The sequence below is a fragment of the Parasphingopyxis algicola genome (genome assembly GCF_013378075.1).
Lineage (GTDB): Bacteria > Pseudomonadota > Alphaproteobacteria > Sphingomonadales > Sphingomonadaceae > Parasphingopyxis > Parasphingopyxis algicola.
This window is the reverse complement of the sequence record NZ_CP051131.1, coordinates 3,474,277-3,492,643: the sequence shown is the minus strand read 5'-3', so window position 1 is coordinate 3,492,643 and position 18,367 is coordinate 3,474,277. Positions and strand designations below refer to the sequence as shown.

The window sequence follows — 18,367 nt, the reverse complement described above, 5'->3', positions numbered from 1 at the left end:
CCCGCTTCCCGTTTCAGACAAAGGAGATCGCCGATGCCGCTGACCAGCGACGAAGAACTGACCGCACTGCTCGCCAAAACCCAGACGATCGCGATGATCGGCGCATCGAACAAACCCGACCGCGCGAGCCATCGCGTCATGAAGTTCCTGCAGGGCAAGGGCTTTCGCGTCTTTCCCGTCAATCCGACAATTGCCGGCGAGCGGATCCATGGCGAAACCGTCCTGCGCGATCTTTCGGACATCGGCACGCCGATCGACATGGTCGATATCTTCCGCAACAGCGAGGCGGCCGGCGACGCGGTCGATCAGGCGATCGCGGCCGGCGCGAAATCGGTCTGGATGCAGATCGGCGTCGTCAATGAAGCCGCTGCGGGCCGGGCCGAAGCGGCCGGGCTCAAAGTCGTGATGGACAAATGCCCGGCGCAGGAAATGCCGCGGCTAGGGCTTTAGGACCGGCTATCGGATCGATAATTGTTCGGCGCGCTCGCAAAGGCGCGCGAGGGCCGCGGCGTGAATTTCCGGTGTCGCAATGAGCACGCCGAAGGCCTCGGCCGCATGGGTGTTGAAGATCAGGGGAGCCCCGAGCGCATCGGTCACCGTCGCGCCGGCCTCGCGGGCGATCAGCGCGGCGGCGCCGACATCCCATTCATGGCCCCAGCGCAAAGTCGCCACGAGATCGGCCTCGCCCGCCGCGACCATGGCGATCCTCAGCGCGATCGAATTGGGCTGTCCCACCGCCACGAGATCACTGTCGGTCTTGGGGATATTGTGGGCCGGCACCCGCGCGCCGGCCAGTTCCGTCCGGCCGCTGACACCGAGCGGCAAGCCGTTGCGTGTGGCGCCCTGCCCCGCGGCCGCCATCCAGCGTTCGTTCCGGGCCGGCGCCTCCAGCACCCCGAATATCGGCTGGCCATCCTCGACCAGAGCGACCGATACGCACCAGCCCGTGCGTTCACGGATGAAATCGCGCGTCCCGTCTATCGGATCGACCACCCAGACCCGCGATTTGCCGAGCCGGGCGGCGGTATCGGTCGTTTCTTCGGACAGATAGCCGGCCGCCGGATCGAGTTGGGCCAGCCGCTCGCGCAGGAAATCATCGACGAGCAGATCAACATCGGAGACCGGATGGTCGGGCGATTTCTCCCAGATTTCCAGCTCGCCCTGCCAGCGTTCGCAAGCTTTTTCGGCAGCCTCGGCGGCGATATCGGCGATCGCGTCGAGCGTAACCTCAGGCACCGGCGACCGTCATGCCCTCGATCCGGACGCTCGGCGCGTTGACGCCGCGAATGAATTCGAGATCGTTTGCGGGCGTCAGTTCGCGATACATGTCTTTCAGATTGCCCGCGATCGTGATTTCGGCGACGGGAGCGCCAATCGCGCCATTCTCGATCAGGAAGCCGGATGCGCCGCGGCTATAGTCGCCGGTCACCGGATTGACGCCCATGCCGATCAGTTCGGTGACCAGGACGCCCTGATCGATGTCGCCGATCAGTTCGTCCCGCGTCGCTGTGCCGGCTTCGAGGTGAAGGTTGGTCGCGCCCGCGCCCGGCGGTCCGCCGATCCCGCGCTTCGCATGGCCGGTCGGTTCGAGGCCGAGTTGTCGCGCCGACGCACTGTCGAGCAGCCAGCCTGTGAGAACACCGTCGTCGATGATCGCGCGGTCGGTGACCGGCAGGCCCTCCCCATCGAAAGGCCGCGACCGCAAACCGCGCCGCCGGAGCGGATCGTCGCGGACTGTCACGCCCTTGGAAAAGACCTGTTCCTCCAGGCTGTCGCGCAGAAAGCTCGTGCCCCGCGTGATCGCCGAGCCAGTGATCGCGCCGATCAGATGGCCAAGCAGTCCGCCCGAAACCCGCGGATCGAATACCACCGGCATGGCGCCGCTCGCAAGCTTGGCCGGATCGAGCCGGGCGACGGTCCGTTCGCCCGCGCGACGGCCGATGCTGGCCGGACTGTCGAGATCCTCGAAATGGCGCGCCGTGCGATAGGCATAGTCGCGCTGCATCGCGCCGCCTTCACCGGCAATCACACTGGCCGAGCAGCCATAGCTCGACGCCTGATAGCCGCCGCAAAAACCGTGGCTTGTTGCCAGCGCCATGATCGAGCGACCCGCCGATGCGCCGCCGCCCTCGCTGTTGGTCACGCCATCGATCGCCCGCGCCGCATCTTCCGCCTCCAGCGCATGGCTGCGCATAATTTCGGGAGCGGCATCCTGGCCGTCGTCGATATCGAGACCGGGCAGTTCGCCGGTGAACAGCCGATCTTCCGGCGCAAGCCCGGCATAAGCATCTTCGGGTGCCTCGCGCGCCATGGCCGCCGCGCGTTCGACCAGGGTCGCGAGCGCCGCGTCCGACAGGTCCGAGGACGACACGCTCGCCGAGCGCCGGCCGACGAAAAACCGCAAGCCGATTTCTTCGCCTTCGGACCGCTGGACGTCCTCGAGTTCGCCGAGGCGCACTTGCACTTCGGTGGACACGCCTCCGGAGTACAGGACATCGGCGGCATCGGCGCCGGCCTTCTTTGCGGATGCGACTAGATCGGAGACGCGCGCCTGCGCTTCGGTGACGGTTAGCATGGAGGCGATTTAGGGAGGCGACGCAGCCTTGTCACCCTCGCGGCTCAGGCGGTCGCTCCCACGACGAGACAGGCGAGTGCGACCAGCAATCCCGCCTCGCGGTTCGAGCGGAACTTGGCGAGCGCCTCGTCGCCGTCGTCCGGCCGCAGCGTCGCGACCTGCCAGGCAAGGTGCAAGGCAGCCGGCAGGAGAGCCGCGAGCCCCAGCCATTGCGGCCGGATCTGCCAGACGGCGAGGCACCAGCAGGCGAGCGCGAGCCCATAGAATAGCGCGACACCGGACCGCGCGTGCCGGCCGAGCCGCCGCGCGGTGCTCTTCACACCGGCCAGCGCATCGTCCTCGATATCCTGCAGCGCATAGATGGTGTCATAGCCGATCACCCAGAAGACCGCGCCGGCATAGAGCCAGGCCATGGGGGGCGAGGGTTCGCCCGTTATCGCCACCCAGCCGACCAGCGCGCCCCAGCTGAAAACCAGTCCGAGCCAGGCCTGCGGCCACCAGGTAATCCGTTTCATGAACGGATAAGCGGCCACCAGTAGCAGACTGCCCAGCGCCACCAGCTGCGCCTCCCAGCGCAACTGCAGCAATACGATGAGACCGATCAGGCAGAGCAGCGCCAGCCAGACCCAGGCCGCGCGCAGCGACACCCGCCCGCTCGCCAGCGGACGGGAACGCGTCCGCTCCACTTTTCGATCCAGATCGCGATCGACGATATCGTTATAGACGCAGCCCGCCCCGCGCATGGAGATCGCACCGAGCAACAGCCAGAGGAGCAGGTCCCAGCGCCCGACCGCGCCGCCCGCCAATGCCACGCTCCACGCGCACGGCCAGAACAGCAGCCACCAGCCGATCGGCCGGTCGAACCGGGCGAGCAGCCCGAACGGCCGGGCCGCGCGCGGCAGCGCGGCGATCAGCCAATGGCGTTCGGTATCGGGGACTGACGAATCCGCTTCCATGGCAACGGCCCTATCCGCTCAAGCAAGGTTTGGACAAGCTTGGCGCGGTGGGTTTAAGAGCATCGCATGCCCGCCACCCCCGCCTGGCCACCCGACAGCCTGCCCCGGCTCTTCATCGACGCGACGCTCGAGGAAGACGGCGAGATCGTCATCGATGCGGCGCAGGCCAATTATCTCGTTCGGGTATTGCGGCTCAAGGCGGGCGCCCAGATCAAGCTCTTCGACGACCGGACCGGCGAATGGCTGGCCGAACTGGCGCATATCGGCAAGCGCGACGCTGTGCTGCGGGTCGAAGGCAAATTGCGGGATCGCGAGGACGTGCCCGATCTCTGGCTGTGTTTCGCGCCGATCAAGAAGGGCCGGATCGACTGGCTCGTCGAAAAGGCCTGCGAGTTGGGCGTGGCGCGGCTGCTTCCCGTCCGCACGCAGCGCACGATCGTCGACAAGCTGAAACCCGCCCGGCTGAAATCGCACCTGATCGAAGCCGCCGAACAATGCGAGCGCACGGCGCTTCCCGAGCTCGCGGAGATGGTTTCGCTGGACGCGCTGCTTGCCGATTGGCCCGAGAAGCGAACGCTGTTCTACGCCGCCGAGCGCGGCGGCGGATCCTTCGGCGAGGCGCTTGTAGCGCATGACGGGCCCGCGGCGATCCTGATCGGCCCCGAGGGCGGGTTTACCGAACGGGAGGATGAGGCGATCCGCGCCCTGCCCCAGGCGGTGCCGGTATCGCTGGGGCCCCGCATCCTGCGCGCCGATACCGCCGCGGCGGCGGCCATCAGCCTCTGGATGGCCGGACGCGGCGACTGGAATTAACCGCTCCGCCGGGCGGCGGGCGACGTACCGACCGGGCAGCGATTTCTTGCACCCGCCCAAGCCTTGCTGCACTGGCGCGAAGCCGCCAAGGCCGCTAAGGGCGATTCATGAGCACAAAGACAGTTTCAAAAAGCAACGCGCCGATCATCGAGAATCGCCGGCAGTTGCTCGAGGTCTTTGCCGACGGCGAAAAACCCGCCGATCAATGGCTGATCGGCACCGAACACGAGAAATTCGTCTATTGCCGCAACGATCTGCACGCGCCCTCCTATGAAGAGCCCGGCGGCATTCGGGACCTGCTGCTCGCGCTGACCGAGTTCGGCTGGGAGCCGATCGAGGAGAATGGCAAGGTCATCGCGATGAAGGGCGCGGACGGGACGGTCAGCCTCGAACCCGCCGGGCAATTGGAGCTTTCCGGCGCCGCGCTCGACAATCTGCACGAGACCTGCGCCGAAACCGGCCGCCATCTCGAACAGGTCAAGGCGATCGGCGCGAAGACCGGCAAGGGTTTTCTCGGCCTCGGCATGTGGCCCGACAAGCGGCGCGACGAGCTGCCGATCATGCCCAAGGGCCGCTACAAGATCATGCTGGATTACATGCCGAAAAAGGGCGATCTCGGCCTCGACATGATGCTCCGGACCTGCACGATCCAGACCAATCTCGACTATGCGAGCGAGGCGGACATGGCGCGCAAATTCCGCGTCGGCCTCGCGCTTCAGCCGCTCGCCACCGCGCTGTTCGCCAATTCGCCCTTTACCGAGGGCAAGCCCAACGGCTTCCTTTCGTTCCGCAGCCATATCTGGTCCGACACCGATCCGGATCGCACGGGCATGCTGCCCTTCGTGTTCGAGGACGGGTTCGGCTATGAACGCTATGCCGATTTCGCGCTCGATGTGCCGATGTATTTCGCCTATCGCGACGGGGACTATCTCGACGCCTCGGGCCTGAGTTTCCGCGACTTCCTGAACGGCGATCTGCCGATCCTGCCCGGCGAAAAACCGACGCTGGACGACTGGAACGACCATCTCTCGACGATCTTCCCCGAGGTCCGCCTCAAAAGCTTTCTCGAGATGCGCGGCGCGGACGGCGGCCCGTGGAACCGGATCTGCGCGCTGCCCGCGCTCTGGGTCGGGCTGCTCTACGATCAGGCGGCGCTCGACGCGGCCTGGGACATCGTCAAACCCTGGTCGCTCGAGGAGCGCGAGGCGCTGCGCGACAGCGTGCCGAAGCTCGGCCTCAAGGCGCCGGTGCCGGGCGGCCGGACGCTCGGCGACATCGCGCCCGAAATCCTCGACATCGCCACCGCCGGGCTTAGCGCCCGCGCGCGCCTCAACGGCAGCGGCGACAATGAAAGCGGCTTCCTCGACCCGCTCCGCGAGATCGTCGCGAGCGGCAAGACGCCGGCCGAAAGCCTGCTCGAACGCTATCATGGCGCATGGAACGGCGATGTAACGCGCGTCTACGAGGAAGAGAGTTTCTAGGCGGGCGGCAGCTTTCCGTAACGCATACCGTCATTGCGAGCCCGGTCTTGTGCAGGGCGAAGCAATCCAGAACAGCTAGCGACAGCGCTTGAAGCTCTGGATTGCCGCGTCGCCCAGTTCATCCTGAGCGGCTGGCTTTGCCAACCAGCCGAAGGGTTCCTCGCAATGACGGCTCAGGAAAAGCGCGGTTTTGCTGAATAAGTTGACATACTCTACACGCAGGGCCGGCTTAAGGTCCCATCCGGTTGACACGCGCCGGGCAAACCCTGCGTCCTATTCGCCACAGGCGAGCGCGCAACCGTGTCCAATAGGACGCACTGGTCTGGGGATCGACGGGGTCAAAGAGCCGGCGGCCGGGCCGCTGGCGTTATAGTAGCATGCAAGACAGGGCGTAGGACAGGAAAAGCGGGGTTCGATGGAGGAAAGCTATTCTTGAGCTAACTTTCATCATCCCCTTCGGTCAACCGATCCGGCGTAACTGCCTCCGGATTTGCCCTGTCGTCGCTCAACTTTGGCGGCTGCGGCTGCCACTCTGTCAAATTCTCGATTACCATCTTGTAGAATTGGGGCACGGCTTTTTCGAGTTCGCTGACAAACGTGCGCGGCTGCGCAAATCGCCCACCGAGATCGATGCATTGGTAAATGTCAAAAGAAACGACCTGCATCCCATCCTTGCCGTCAAACAACCAAGTCTGATCCTCCAGAAGTTTGGAAAGCTTTGCTTCGGTCGGCAGGGATCGTCCCGGCCAATGGGCGCGAATATGAATATGGTTCTGCGTCTTGTCGGAAAGTTGACGCAATAGCCAGTTCAGCCGCGCCTTGTTTGTCTTTCGATCACCCGGCGCACGTAGCCAAGTGGAAAGTACAATGGTGCTGCGCGACAGATTGACGGAGATATCGAGGCTTGAGGGCGTATCGGGCACGTTCAGCGAAACACCGAGTGCGTATCGTTCCTTCAGTTCGGCCAGATCGTCACGCAACCGCAATTGCGGGTCCGCCATATGCTTGCGGCTCAGATTCTGCGATACGCTGCTTCCCAACTGGCGGCTTAGTATCAGGGCCAAATCCCGGCATTCCTGTTGCCAAGCCTCGGCAACTTCGGACGCCGCTTTCCGGTCAAGGTGCCCGTCACCCTTTGCCGTTTGAACCAGCCTGCGCCAACCGCTCGGCATCTGATCGAAACCCCGTACCCCGGTGCTTTCATGCGCAATGAAGCGCTTGAACTCATTGAGCAGGAACCCTTGCTCATCATCTTCGACGTCAGCATTCATCAGTAGCAGCTCGGCTTCGGTCAGAAGATGCATCCAAGAAAAATGAAACAGATCTACCGTCCGCGTTTTCTGTCCCGATACAGGAACTGGGTGGTGATGCGGGATTGCGGAGAACTGGTTGGAAACGGTCACTACCGCATCTATTCCGTTTTCGCGCGCAAGTGTCAGATAGCGTTCGAGTTGCTCGGCCGCTAACTCGTTAGTCCCCACCTTGGCTTCGACAAGCGCTGTCCAGCGACTGCGCCCGGTGTCGACCACGATCAGTCCATCTGGCCGACCAAGGTTTTCTTGCAGCCTATCGCGCCGAAACTCGACTTCGGTATAGCATTTGATTTGTGCCCGTGGTCCGATGCGAACGCCAATGCTCCCAAGCACTGCCGCTGCATAGTCGCGAACGACCGTGAGAGTTGCAAGAAAAGGGGACAGCGCCCGTGCTTCCTTGCTTCGTTCGGATAGTATCGGAAAAAGACGCGCTACTTCGCCTCTCTGAATGAAATCCGGTTTTCCAGACATTTGGCCCTCCCCTTTTTTAGGGACGAAATCTAACTTAGCATTGGGAATGTCCGCAAGGAGTAGGTCCGAAACGGATATTTGTTTCACCGACACCATGGCAGCACGCCGGTCCTCGTGACCCGCAAAGAAAAAGCCCCCCTTCCTCATTAGAGGAAAGGGAGCGAGAGCGGTTGATGGAGCTCAGACAAGCCGGTCGACGGGGGTCTCGGCGCTATCGGCGGGAACCCGGGTCACTTCGTAGATAAGCGTTCCGCTCAGGCTTACCGAGAGCACCAGCGACAGGATGATCGAGATCGTGCTTCTGTCCCTCCCGACTGCCGCATGGCGTTTATCGGCTTCGGCCGCGCGCGCGGCATATCGGCGTGTTGCTATGGTGTTCATTGCTTTTCCTCCGGATTGATATTCTGGTTGACGCGAAACAGGTTGGCGGGATCGTATTGGCGCTTCACCGCGACGAGCCGGTCGTAATTGGGCCCATAGGCGGCGCGCACACGGTCCGCTCCTTCATCGTCCATCATGAAGTTGACATAGGCGCCGCCATGCCGGTTCTGCGCATGGACCGCGGCCCAATAGTCGCTCGCCCAGCTCTTCAGTTCGCCGGCCTTTGCCGGGTCGGGGTCGATGCCCGCGATCACCATCGACCACCCGGCCTTGCGGGCGCCCCAGGCGGTGGCCTCGGCGTCGACATCCTGCACCGCGCCGTCGATCGGATAGAGGTGCATCAGCGACAGCGGCGTCGGCGTATTCGATCCGAACGCGACATGCGCGGCGATCGCCTCGTCGGTCAGTTCCTCGACGAAATCGCCCTTCCAATACCATTGCAGGCCCTTGGGCAGCAGCGGATCGAACAGCGTCTGGAGCGCGGTGAACGGCATCATGTGCACCGGATCCCAGAGCGCTTCAGGCAGTTCCTCGCGGATCGGGCGCATCGCCTCGACACCCTCTTCCTCGCTCCCGTCGAAACAGTTGATCAGCGCGCAGACCCGGCGGCCCCAGATTTCCTCGGGGAACGGCGCCGTCGCCGGCACCGTCTTGATCCCGAAAAAGCTGCACAGCTCGCGCGGCGCCCTGGGCAGGAAATCGCGGTACCAGGCCATGATCTCGGCCGTATGGGAAATGTCCCAGAAGATCGGCCCGCCATAGATGTCGGCCACCGGATGGGCTTGGAACAGGAAGCTCGTGACGACCCCGAAATTGCCGCCGCCGCCGCGGATCGCCCAGAACAGGTCGGCATTCTCGCGCTCGCTGGCGGTGACGGCGCGGCCATCGGCAAGCACGAGTTCGGCCTCGACGAGATTGTCGATCGTCAGCCCATATTGGCGCGACAGATAGCCATGGCCGCCGCCAAGGGTCAGCCCGGCGATGCCGGTGCTCGACACGATCCCGGCCGGGACGGCCAAGCCATACTCGCTCGCCGCGGCGTCGACCTCGCCCTGGGTGCAGCCGGGCTCGACGCGCACGGTGCGCGCCTCGGTATCGATCTCGATCGCCTTCATGGCCGAGAGGTCGATGACGAGCCCGTCGTCGCAGCTGCCAAGGCCCGGCCCGTTATGGCCGCCGCCCCGGATCGCGAGCAGGACATCGTTGTCGCGCGCAAAGGCGATCGCCGAAGCGATCTCTTCGGCGCTGCTGCAGCGCACGATCCAGCGCGGCCGCTTGTCGATCATGGCGTTGTAGAGCGCGCGCGCTTCGTCATACCCCGGATCGGCCGGGGTCATGATCTCGCCTGACACGCAGGCGTCGATATCGGTTTGGTTTGCTATGGTCATGATTGGTGCTTTCCCTGGATGTTTGAGGCTTGTCCGATGAGCCGGCAGCGTGTGTGTCGTTGCGCCGGTTCGGTCCGTCATCAGCGGTCCGTTCGCCGGGCGAAAATCCGGTAGGCATTGGAAACAAAGCCGGAATTCGCTTCGAGCCCGCACAATGCGGGCGGCAATGCTTCGCGCGCCGAAAATGTGGTAAAGTCGATCATAGTCGATGTCCTTCCTGATGACGGCATCGATCAATAGGGAGTGCGATCGGCGAAGGATGCTTCGCGGCCCGAAGCAAAGCGCTTCGGAATCCGAACTATCCCGCTTCTTTTTTCGCAGTTCTGTTTCGGCGAAGTGAGGGACGCCATGAAATACAGCCAATTCTGTCCGATCGCCAAGGCGGTCGAGATACTCGGTAACCGTTGGACGCTGCTGGTCGTCCGCGAGATATTGATGGGCGGTACGCGTTTCAGCGAGCTGCAGCGCGGCCTCGGCACGATTTCGACCGCCGTCCTGACCGAACGGCTCAAGGAGCTGGCCGAAAACGGGATGATCGTCCGGCGCAAGATTTCAGGGCGCCGCGGCTATGAATATTTCCCGACCCCGGCCTGCAACGAATTGAAGCCGATCATCGTGTCGCTCGGCGAATGGGGCATGCGCTGGGCGAAGGACAATCTGGTCGAAGAGGATTACGACATATCGCTGCTGATGCTCTATCTCGAGCGCAGCGTGGCGCGCGACATGCTTCCCGGTCCGCAGACCGTGCTCCAGTTCGATTTTTCGGATCTCAAGACGCTCAACCGATGGTGGCTGATCGTCGATGATGAGCGGGTCGATGTTTGCCAGAAGGATCCCGGCCAGGATGTCGATGTCTATTTTTCATCGACGGTAAAGACGATGGCGGATGTCTGGCTCGGCCACCGCACCTATCGCGACGCGATCCGAAAGGAAGAGCTCAGTATCGTCGGAGAGCAGGCGCTGACCCGCAATGTCGACAAATGGCTGGTCTCCACCACGTTCGACATGTGACTTCGCCCGGCGCGAGGGCTACTCCGCCGGGACTATCTCGCCCGGCCTGCCCTTGCGCCCCGTCACCCAGGCGAAGAAGCGCGGCACCGGCGCGTTGCGCTCCATCCAGTCGAAATACTCCCGATACGCCGGGTCGGCCATCAGATGCTTTTCCTCGGTCTTGGCGCGCCAGTAATAGACGCCGCTGACCAGCGCGAGGAGCGCGGTGTTGCGGATCATGTCGACCGGACTGCCGCTCGTTGCGATGAACGGCATCGTCGCCAGCCACCAGAAGGCGTTTTTCGCGACATAGGCGGGATGGCGGGTCCAGCGATAGGGCCCGTGGGTCAGGATGCCGCGATGGGTGAGGTTGGAGAAGCGCAGGCCGAAGGCGACCGTCGCCCAGCTGTAGATCGCGGTCAGCACCACGAGGATCGCGCCCATGATCGCCAGCGCGACCGGCCAGCCGTCCAGCCAGTAGGTCCAGTCGCCGACATTCTGGTGATAGTCGAGCGGCCCGCCCGGGTTCATCAGGATGAAGGGCGGATAGCAGATCAGCGCGGCGACCCAGCCCTGCGTATGGGGATTGGCCGAGCGGATATGCGCGTCGAGCGGGCGGAGCGTCAGGATATAGCCGACCGTCGCGAAGGCGACGTCCACGAGGAACAGCAGCGCGATCAGGAAGCGGCTGAGCGCGACCGGGTCGGAGACGATCTCGTCGGCCGACCAGCGCAGCACCTCGAACCAGTTGCCCGGCACGATCGAGATCATGAAGGCGGTGAAAAAGCCTTTGACGGCCCAGCTGCGGAAATGCTCGATCAGCTTTTCCCGGTCGATCTCGACGCCTTCGCCGATCAGCCAGGCGCCGAACATATAGGCGCCGTCCCTGGGCTCGGCGAGCCGCCGGTCGATCCAGAAAATATAGGGCACAGAGACGACGAAGAGCACCGGCGCGGACCAGGCCAGCATCCGCATCGCGAACAGATATTGCCCGTCCCAGTACCAGCGGCAGATACAGTAGAGCGCGGCGATGATGCCCCAGGTGGCCCAGAGGCCTGCGAGCTTGGCGATGCTGATATCGCGGGTCTCGTCATGCGGCGCCAGCGGGCGGTTCCAGTCGAGCCCCGTCGTCTCGTTCTTCCACGCCTTGTCGACGAAGATCGTCCAGAGGATCATCGGAAGACCGCAGGCTACGACCGCGAGCATCGAGGCGATCGGACCGTTGGCGCCCGTCATCCGGCCTACGATAATCGCCGCGAACAGGCCGGTCAGGCCGACGAAACCCACGCCGCTGGACACGGCCGAAGGCGGCCGCGGATCCGCGCCGGCCGCCGAGGCGGGGCGCTCGATGTCGCGATGGGCGTTCATGCGGCGCAAATCTAGGGAAAAATGGTAATTTAAAGATGAAGATGCGGGCGGTCGGGCCCCGCCTTCATCGCCGCATTCATCCGGTCAGTGGGCCGGAGGCTGGCCCGCAAGCTCTGCAAAGCGCAGCAGCACCCAGCGGTCCGCGGGCGCGGCGGCCAGCCGGATAAGGTTGCCATGGCACCGGACATCGCCCTGCGCCGCATTGCCGGGCGCCAGCGAAAGGCGGGCGGAGACGGATGTATCGGCGCGCGCCGAGCGTTCTATATGGCCCATCAGCGCATCGTCGATATCGATCCCCGCCAGCGAGGAGCCGGTATCGAGATCCCAGCGATCGCGGGCCGCCTCGTTGGCGAAGAGCAGCGATCCCTCGCCGGTGACGATGAGGCACGGCTCGGCCAGCACGTCGACCGTGCGCAGCAGTTCGCCGGGAAATTCGGGCGGTTTCGTGATCAGCATGGGCCGGCCCCTTCCCCGAGCGACCGGCCAATTGCGTGCGGCAGTCTTTCCGTGTCCATGGCAGCCCCCGGGCAATAGCGCGGCCGGACCCACCGGCCGTTTCCGCCATCCTGACCTGCCATGGTTTCCATTCGGTTAACGCGGGAGACGTTTCCGGGCGCGCAAAAGCCGGGCATCCGCTCCGATCGGCCCGTTACCCGGAGCCGAGGTCCCGCCTCCGGTCGCGCGATCAGTCCGGCCGCGCCTGTTCCTCGACAGTCTGCCAACCGCCTCCAAGCGCCTTGTAGATCGCGATGAGCTGACGGGCGACCTCGATCTCGCTGACGACGTGGCGGTCCTCATTTTCCAGCGTCACGCGCTCGGCATCGAGCACGGTCAGGAAGTCGTCGACCCCGTTGTCGAAGCGCAGGCGGGCGAGCCGGGCCGCCTCGCGCGCCGATCGCTGCGCCTGGCCCAGCCTGTCGCGCCGCTGCAGTTCGTTGCCGTATCGGGTCAGCGCGTTTTCGGTCTCCTCGAAGGCAAGCAGCACCGTCTGTTCGTAGCGCGCCGCAGCGGCTTCGGCGCGCGCGCCTTCGGCATCGACGGCGGCGTCGATCCGGCCGAAATCCAGCAGATTCCAGATCAGCTGCGGACCGAAGGTAAATGCCAATGCCGATCCCTGGAGAAGATTGCCGATGGCCGTCGACTGGAAGCCCGCATCCCCGACGATGCTGACGGTCGGGAAGAAATCCGCCGCCGCAACCCCGATGCGCGCCGTCGCGGCGGCGAGTTCGCGTTCGGCCCGGCGGATATCGGGGCGGCGGCGGAACAGTCCGGACGGATCGCCGATCGACACCATGCGCGGCAGTTCGGGCAAGGGCCGCAGGTCGATCAATGCGTCCCTGAGGCCGGTCGGGCCATTGCCGGTGAGTACGCCCAGCCGATGGATCAGCGCATCGATCTGGGCGCGCAACGGAGGAATGGATGCGCGCGTGGTTTCGAGCTGCGCGCGCGCCCGCTCGGTATCGAGCCGCGTGCCGCGCCCGCCGCGCAGCAGAATTTGCGTCAGCGCGTAGCTGTCTTCCTGGTTGGAGGCGTTGCGTTCGGCGACGGCAAGGCGCTGCTGCGCGCCCCGGAGGTCGACATAGGCGGTGGCGACTTCGGCGGCGACGGACACGAGAAGGTCGTCGCGCGTCGCGCCGACCGCTTCGGCATCGGCGCGCGCGGCCTCGTTGGCGCGCCCGATCCGGCCGAATATGTCGATCTCCCAGATCGCATCGAAACCGACATCGTAAAAATCGCGATCGGGGATGTCGACGCCGGCCGGCAATCCGCCCTGTTGCGCCTCCTCGGAGAACCGTTGGCGCGCATATGAACCATCGACGCCGCCCGTCGGGAAATAGTCCCAGCCGCGTCCGCGCAGAACGGCCCTCGATGCGCGGAGATTGGCCCGTGCGGCCGCGATATCGCGATTATGGTCGAAGGCGCGGTCGATCAGGTCGTCGAGCAGCGGATCGTCGAGCTGCCTCCACCATTCGGCGACCGGCTGGGCGGTGGCAACCGGTGCCATGGCCGCGCGGTCGAAAGCGGTCGTGCCGACGCTTTCGACGGCGGGCGGGCCGCCATAATCCGGGCCCACGGCGCAACCGGTTGCCAACCCGATCACAAGGAGTGGGACGGCGAACCGCATCATTCCGCCGGCTCCGGCACGATATCGTCCGTCGGACCCTCGCCGGTCGTCTTCGAATCCGTCTTGTCGCGCCGGGCGAGGCTGCGGCACATGACGTAAAAGGCCGGGGTCAGGAACAGCCCGAATATCGTGACGCCGAGCATCCCGAAAAAGACGGCCGTGCCCAGCGCCTGGCGCATCTCGAAACCCGCGCCGCTCGCGATCACCAGCGGCACGACGCCGAGAATGAAGGCGAAGCTCGTCATCAGGATCGGGCGGAGCCGGAGTTTCGCGGCCGCGACCGCCGCCTCGAACCGGTCGAGCCCCGCCTGTTCGCGTTGGCGGGCGAATTCGACGATCAGGATCGCGTTTTTAGACGCTAGCCCGACAAGGACGACAAGCCCGACCTGGGTCAGGATATTGTTGTCCATCCCGCGCAGCGCGATGCCGAGGATCGCCGAGAGCAGGCACATCGGCACGATCAGGATGATCGCCAGCGGCAACAGCCAGCTCTCATATTGCGCGGCGAGCAGGAGGAAGACGAAGACGACCGCCAGCACGAAGACCAGCACGGCGGTCGATCCGGCATTGACCTCCTGATAGGCAAGACCCGTCCATTCGAAATCGAAGCCGGCCGGCAAACTGCTCTCGGCGATTTCTCCCATCGCGGCTATGGCCTCGCCCGAGCTGACGCCCGGCGCCGCCGCTCCGTCGATCTCCGCGGCGCCGTACAGATTGTAGCGCGGCTGGCGCGATGGCCCGGTGATATCGCGGAACGTTACGACGCTGCCGATCGGCACCATCTCTCCGGTATAGGCATTGCGCGCGCGCAGGCGGGAGATATCGCTGCGCTCCATCCGGAACGGCGCGTCGGCCTGTGCGCTGACCCTGTATGTCCGCCCCAGATAATTGAAATCGTTGACGAAGGCCGAGCCGAGAAAGACCTCCAGCGTACTGAAGACGTCGGATATCGGCACGCCCAATTGCTGCGCCTTGACCCGGTCGATATCGAGATAGAGTTGCGGCGTCGCCGTCTCGTAGGAGGTGAAGACGTTGACGAGACGCGGATCGGCATTGGCGGCCGCCACGATCTGCTGGGTTGCCGCATTGAGCTCATCGCTGCCGCGCCCGGCGCGATCCTGCACCATCATGCGAAATCCGCCGGCATTGCCGATGCCGCGCACGGACGGCGGCGCGATCACGATGATGAACGCCTCGTCTATGGCCTGGAGCCGCTGGTTCAACTCGTTCAGCAGCACCGGCGCGCCATCCCGTTCGCTGAATTCCTCCATGACCGAAAAGATCGCCGCGGCATTCGGCGCGTTGGTGAAGGTGGCGCCGTTGAAACCGGCAAAGCCTGCCGTATTGGCGAAGCCCGGCGTGTCGAGGATGATGTCCGTCGCTTCCTGGAGCACCGCATCGGTGCGCGACAGCGAGCTGCCGGGCGGCAACTGGATCGCCACGATCAGATAGCCCTGATCCTGTTCGGGGATGAAGCCGGTCGGCGTGGCGGTGAACCGCCAACCCGTGGCGGCGATCAGCAGCACATAGACGATCAGCACCGCGCCGGTCATGCGGATCAGCTTGGCGGTGATGCTGCCATAGCGATCGCTGACCCTGTCGAAGCTGCGGTTGAACCAGGCGAAGAACCGGTTAAGCCGCGCCGCGAACCGATTGCGCGGTTCGGGCGGCGTTTCGGGCTCCGGTTCGAGGAGGATCGCCGCCAGCGCCGGCGAGAGCGTGAGCGAATTGAAGGCCGAGATGATCGTCGCCGTCGCGATGGTCAGCGCGAACTGCTGGTAGAACTGCCCCGAAATGCCGCTGATGAACGCGGTGGGAATGAAGACGGCCGAGAGGACGAGCGCGATCGCGATCAGCGCGCCGCCCACCTCGTCCATCGTCGTATGCGCCGCCTCTTTCGGGCTCTTGCCGTCGCGCAACTCGCGCTCGACATTCTCCACGACGACAATCGCATCGTCGACGACGATGCCGATCGCCAGCACCAGCCCGAACAGCGTCAGATTGTTGAGCGAGAAACCGAACGCACCCATCACCGCGAACGTGCCGATCAGCGAAACCGGGATCGCCACGATCGGGATGATCGCCGCGCGCCAGCTCTGGAGGAATATGAAGACGACGATCGTCACGAGGATCACGGCCTCGAAGATCGTCACATAGACCTCGTTCACCGACTCCGCGATGAACTCGGTCGGGTTGTAGATGATCTGGTAGGCGAGCCCTTCCGGAAAATCCTCGCCCAGCTCCTCGATCGTGTGCTCGATGCCGGCGGCCGTATCGAGCGCGTTCGAACCCGGGCGCTGGAAGATCGCGATCGCCACCGCGGGATTGTCGTCGAGATAGGCATTGGTCGAATAATCCTGCGCACCGAGCTCGACCCGGGCGATATCGCGGACCCGGGTGATACTGCCGTCGGGATCGGTCTTGACGACGATATTTTCGAAATCGCCGGGTTCCTGAAGCCGGCCCATGGTGCGTACGGCGATCTGGTTCGCCGCCTCGGTAACGACCGGGGGCTGCCCCAATATGCCCGACGCGACCTGGACATTTTCGGCGCGGAGCGCGGCGACCACGTCGTTGGCGGTAAGCCGCAGCCCGGCCATGCGATCCGGATCCAGCCAGATCCGCATCGAATATTCGCGCGCGCCGAAGATGGTGATCGATCCGACGCCGTCGAGCCGCGCCAGCGTGTCGCGGATCTGCAGCAGCGCATAGTTGGAGATGTAAAGCTGGTCCCGGCTGTTGTCCGGCGAATAGAGATGGATGACGGTGAGAAGATCGGGGGAGCTTTTCTGCGTGATAACGCCAAGACGGCGCACTTCCTCGGGCAAACGGGGTTCGGCGATGCTGACCCTGTTCTGGACGAGCACCTGGGCCTCGTCGAGATCGGTGCCGAGCGCGAAGGTCGCGGTGATCGTCAGCCGGCCGTCATCGGTCGCCTGGCTCGACATGTAGAGCATGTTCTCGACGCCGTTCAGCTCCTGCTCGATCGGCGTCGCGACCGTGTCGGCCACGACCTCGGCGCCGGCGCCGGGATAGGTCGCGCTGATGGTGATCGTCGGCGGCGCGATTTCGGGATATTGGGCAACCGGCAGATTGATATAGCTGATCGCGCCGACGAGCACGATCAGGATCGACAGAACGGCGGCAAAGATCGGGCGTTCAATGAAAAAATGCGGGAATTTCACGAGGCGTCGGCCGGATCGTCGGACGCGTTCCGGCTCCGCCCGGCCGCTTCGCCGGCGGCCGGCTCTTCGGCTGCCACCGGCGTTACGGGATTGCCCGGCCGTGCGCGCATCAGTCCGCCGACGACCACCCTGTCGGACCGCTCCAGCCCGGTGCGGATCACCCGCATGTTGCCCTCCTGCAGCGATCCCAGTTCGACCTGACGGGGCTCGACGATATTCTCCTCGTTGACGGTCATGACGATCTTGTTCGACTGGTCGGACAGGATCGCCGCGTCCGGAACGAGCAGCGCTTCATATTCGCTCGATCCAAGCAATTGCAGCCGCCCGAACATGCCCGGAATGAACAGGCCGTCGTCATTCTCGAAGATCGCCCGGCCTTCCACCGTGCCGGTATCGGGGTCGACGCGATTGTCGACAAATGTCATCCGCCCCTCATGCACGAAGGCCTCTTCGTCCTGCAGCCGCAGCCGGACCGGGTTGGCGACGTCGCGCGAAGAGGGACGCGATCCTTCCCTGTTCTGGCGGTAATAGTTGAGATAGGCCGCTTCGTTCGCCGTGAAGGTGAAGTAGATCGGGTCGACCGAGTAGATCGTCGTCAGCAGGGTCGAGGTCGGCCCGCCGCCCGACACCAGATTGCCCACCGTAATCTCGCGGGCGCCGACCCGGCCCGTGACCGGCGCACGGACCTGCGTGAAACCGAGCTCGAGCTGCGCCTGGCGGACGGCCGCGCGCGCCGCCGCAACACCCGTCTGGGTTTCGCGCCGCGCCTGGACGCGCGCATCATATTCTTCCTGGCTGATCGCCTGTTCGCTGAGCAGCAACTCGGCCCGCCCCAAATCCGCAACCGCGAGATCGCGCCGGGTCAGCGCTCCTTCGAGCGCGGCGCGCGCTTCGGCGAGCGCCGCTTCGAACGGCCGCGGATCGATCCGCACGAGCAGCGCGCCGCGCCGGACGATGGAACCCTCGCGGAAATAGATGCGCTGCAGATAGCCCGAGACGCGCGCGCGGACTTCGACCGATTCCACGGCCTCGAACTGGCCCGTATATTCATCCCAGTCGACGATCGAGCGAATTTCCGGCGTTTGTACGGTGACCTGCGGCGCGGTCTGCTGGGCCTGTTCCGATCCGCTGCACCCGGCCAGAAAAGCCAGGCAGACAAGGACGATCCTCAACATCAGTTCCCCTTCATTCGGCGCGCCGGAAGGTCTCCGGAAACAAGCGCTTTTCCTGTCTCAGCCATCAAAAAAGGCCGACGCAACAGGAGAAGGAAAAACGAATCGTCTTGTTTTGTGTCGAGTTTTTCGGTTGCGTTGGCAAGCCG

General features: G+C 64.5%; 16 protein-coding genes. 4 read left to right on the top strand and 12 right to left on the bottom strand.

The window, feature by feature from the left end; translation table 11 throughout:
* Positions 1 to 33: 33 nt before the first annotated feature.
* A complete protein-coding gene (locus HFP57_RS17030) occupies positions 34 to 450 on the top strand; it encodes a CoA-binding protein (protein ID WP_176870915.1) in 417 nt (138 codons plus the stop codon).
* A gap of 6 nt (positions 451 to 456) precedes the next feature.
* Here the strand turns inward: HFP57_RS17030 and HFP57_RS17025 are convergent, their stop codons facing one another.
* Genes HFP57_RS17025 through ubiA form a run of 3 tightly spaced genes read right to left on the bottom strand, consistent with a single transcriptional unit; the run spans position 457 to position 3,531 of the window.
* Positions 457 to 1,236 (bottom strand): inositol monophosphatase family protein, encoded by a 780-nt coding sequence (locus tag HFP57_RS17025; protein WP_176870914.1) that lies wholly within the window; start codon positions 1,234 to 1,236, stop codon positions 457 to 459.
* Positions 1,229 to 2,575 (bottom strand): TldD/PmbA family protein, encoded by a 1,347-nt coding sequence (locus HFP57_RS17020; protein WP_176870913.1) that lies wholly within the window; start codon positions 2,573 to 2,575, stop codon positions 1,229 to 1,231. Before HFP57_RS17020 ends, HFP57_RS17025 begins: the two co-directional genes overlap by 8 nt.
* 44 nt (positions 2,576 to 2,619) lie before the next feature.
* Positions 2,620 to 3,531: a 4-hydroxybenzoate octaprenyltransferase gene (ubiA, locus tag HFP57_RS17015; protein WP_176870912.1), complete on the bottom strand. Its 912-nt coding sequence runs from the start codon at positions 3,529 to 3,531 to the stop codon at positions 2,620 to 2,622.
* 66 nt (positions 3,532 to 3,597) lie between these two features.
* Between ubiA and HFP57_RS17010 the strand changes: the two genes are divergently transcribed.
* Together HFP57_RS17010 and HFP57_RS17005 are read left to right on the top strand one after the other, a co-directional pair.
* Positions 3,598 to 4,344 (top strand): 16S rRNA (uracil(1498)-N(3))-methyltransferase, encoded by a 747-nt coding sequence (locus HFP57_RS17010; RefSeq protein WP_176870911.1) that lies wholly within the window; start codon positions 3,598 to 3,600, stop codon positions 4,342 to 4,344.
* 107 nt (positions 4,345 to 4,451) lie between these two features.
* Positions 4,452 to 5,825 (top strand): glutamate--cysteine ligase, encoded by a 1,374-nt coding sequence (locus tag HFP57_RS17005; protein WP_176870910.1) that lies wholly within the window; start codon positions 4,452 to 4,454, stop codon positions 5,823 to 5,825.
* Positions 5,826 to 6,262: 437 nt separating this feature from the next.
* Here the strand turns inward: HFP57_RS17005 and HFP57_RS17000 are convergent, their stop codons facing one another.
* The 4 genes from HFP57_RS17000 to HFP57_RS18185 all read right to left on the bottom strand — a co-directional run bounded on the left by HFP57_RS17000 (position 6,263) and on the right by HFP57_RS18185 (position 9,581).
* A complete protein-coding gene (locus HFP57_RS17000; protein WP_176870909.1) occupies positions 6,263 to 7,609 on the bottom strand; it encodes a hypothetical protein in 1,347 nt (448 codons plus the stop codon).
* 180 nt (positions 7,610 to 7,789) lie between these two features.
* Complete coding sequence (locus HFP57_RS16995; RefSeq protein WP_176870908.1) at positions 7,790 to 7,990, bottom strand: hypothetical protein; 201 nt, start codon at positions 7,988 to 7,990, stop codon at positions 7,790 to 7,792.
* Positions 7,987 to 9,378, bottom strand: a complete 1,392-nt coding sequence (locus HFP57_RS16990) for an FAD-binding oxidoreductase (RefSeq protein ID WP_176870907.1) — start codon at positions 9,376 to 9,378, stop codon at positions 7,987 to 7,989. Before HFP57_RS16990 ends, HFP57_RS16995 begins: the two co-directional genes overlap by 4 nt.
* A gap of 80 nt (positions 9,379 to 9,458) precedes the next feature.
* Positions 9,459 to 9,581, bottom strand: coding sequence for a hypothetical protein (locus HFP57_RS18185; RefSeq protein ID WP_281363105.1), 123 nt, complete (start codon positions 9,579 to 9,581; stop codon positions 9,459 to 9,461).
* Between the two features lie 145 nt (positions 9,582 to 9,726).
* On the opposite strand from HFP57_RS18185, the gene HFP57_RS16985 reads away from it, so the two are divergent.
* On the top strand, positions 9,727 to 10,389 hold the full coding sequence (locus HFP57_RS16985) for a winged helix-turn-helix transcriptional regulator (RefSeq protein ID WP_176870906.1): 663 nt from the start codon (positions 9,727 to 9,729) through the stop codon (positions 10,387 to 10,389).
* Positions 10,390 to 10,407: 18 nt separating this feature from the next.
* Here the strand turns inward: HFP57_RS16985 and HFP57_RS16980 are convergent, their stop codons facing one another.
* The 5 genes from HFP57_RS16980 to HFP57_RS16960 all read right to left on the bottom strand — a co-directional run bounded on the left by HFP57_RS16980 (position 10,408) and on the right by HFP57_RS16960 (position 18,221).
* Positions 10,408 to 11,736: a methyltransferase family protein gene (locus tag HFP57_RS16980; RefSeq protein WP_176870905.1), complete on the bottom strand. Its 1,329-nt coding sequence runs from the start codon at positions 11,734 to 11,736 to the stop codon at positions 10,408 to 10,410.
* Between the two features lie 84 nt (positions 11,737 to 11,820).
* On the bottom strand, positions 11,821 to 12,192 hold the full coding sequence (locus tag HFP57_RS16975; RefSeq protein ID WP_176870904.1) for a hypothetical protein: 372 nt from the start codon (positions 12,190 to 12,192) through the stop codon (positions 11,821 to 11,823).
* A gap of 229 nt (positions 12,193 to 12,421) precedes the next feature.
* Entirely contained in the window at positions 12,422 to 13,864 is a 1,443-nt protein-coding gene (locus HFP57_RS16970; protein ID WP_176870903.1) for an efflux transporter outer membrane subunit, read from the bottom strand.
* The gene (locus HFP57_RS16965; protein WP_176870902.1) at positions 13,861 to 17,046 is read right to left on the bottom strand and encodes an efflux RND transporter permease subunit; all 3,186 of its coding nucleotides are present in this window, start codon (positions 17,044 to 17,046) and stop codon (positions 13,861 to 13,863) included. Before HFP57_RS16965 ends, HFP57_RS16970 begins: the two co-directional genes overlap by 4 nt.
* Positions 17,043 to 18,221, bottom strand: a complete 1,179-nt coding sequence (locus HFP57_RS16960; RefSeq protein WP_176870901.1) for an efflux RND transporter periplasmic adaptor subunit — start codon at positions 18,219 to 18,221, stop codon at positions 17,043 to 17,045. The genes HFP57_RS16965 and HFP57_RS16960 overlap by 4 nt, the downstream gene beginning before the upstream one ends.
* Between the last annotated feature and the right edge of the window lie 146 nt (positions 18,222 to 18,367).

Bases quoted from the DNA above. Each gene is read 5' to 3' on its own strand.
- HFP57_RS17030 (WP_176870915.1), top strand. From the start codon at position 34: ATGCCGCTGACCAGCGACGAAGAACTGACCGCACTGCTCGCCAAAACC.
- HFP57_RS17020 (WP_176870913.1), bottom strand. From the start codon at position 2,575: ATGCTAACCGTCACCGAAGCGCAGGCGCGCGTCTCCGATCTAGTCGCA.
- ubiA (WP_176870912.1), bottom strand. From the start codon at position 3,531: ATGGAAGCGGATTCGTCAGTCCCCGATACCGAACGCCATTGGCTGATC.
- HFP57_RS17010 (WP_176870911.1), top strand. From the start codon at position 3,598: ATGCCCGCCACCCCCGCCTGGCCACCCGACAGCCTGCCCCGGCTCTTC.
- HFP57_RS17005 (WP_176870910.1), top strand. From the start codon at position 4,452: ATGAGCACAAAGACAGTTTCAAAAAGCAACGCGCCGATCATCGAGAAT.
- HFP57_RS17000 (WP_176870909.1), bottom strand. From the start codon at position 7,609: ATGTCTGGAAAACCGGATTTCATTCAGAGAGGCGAAGTAGCGCGTCTT.
- HFP57_RS16995 (WP_176870908.1), bottom strand. From the start codon at position 7,990: ATGAACACCATAGCAACACGCCGATATGCCGCGCGCGCGGCCGAAGCC.
- HFP57_RS16990 (WP_176870907.1), bottom strand. From the start codon at position 9,378: ATGACCATAGCAAACCAAACCGATATCGACGCCTGCGTGTCAGGCGAG.
- HFP57_RS18185 (WP_281363105.1), bottom strand. From the start codon at position 9,581: ATGATCGACTTTACCACATTTTCGGCGCGCGAAGCATTGCCGCCCGCA.
- HFP57_RS16985 (WP_176870906.1), top strand. From the start codon at position 9,727: ATGAAATACAGCCAATTCTGTCCGATCGCCAAGGCGGTCGAGATACTC.
- HFP57_RS16980 (WP_176870905.1), bottom strand. From the start codon at position 11,736: ATGAACGCCCATCGCGACATCGAGCGCCCCGCCTCGGCGGCCGGCGCG.
- HFP57_RS16975 (WP_176870904.1), bottom strand. From the start codon at position 12,192: ATGCTGATCACGAAACCGCCCGAATTTCCCGGCGAACTGCTGCGCACG.
- HFP57_RS16970 (WP_176870903.1), bottom strand. From the start codon at position 13,864: ATGATGCGGTTCGCCGTCCCACTCCTTGTGATCGGGTTGGCAACCGGT.
- HFP57_RS16960 (WP_176870901.1), bottom strand. From the start codon at position 18,221: ATGTTGAGGATCGTCCTTGTCTGCCTGGCTTTTCTGGCCGGGTGCAGC.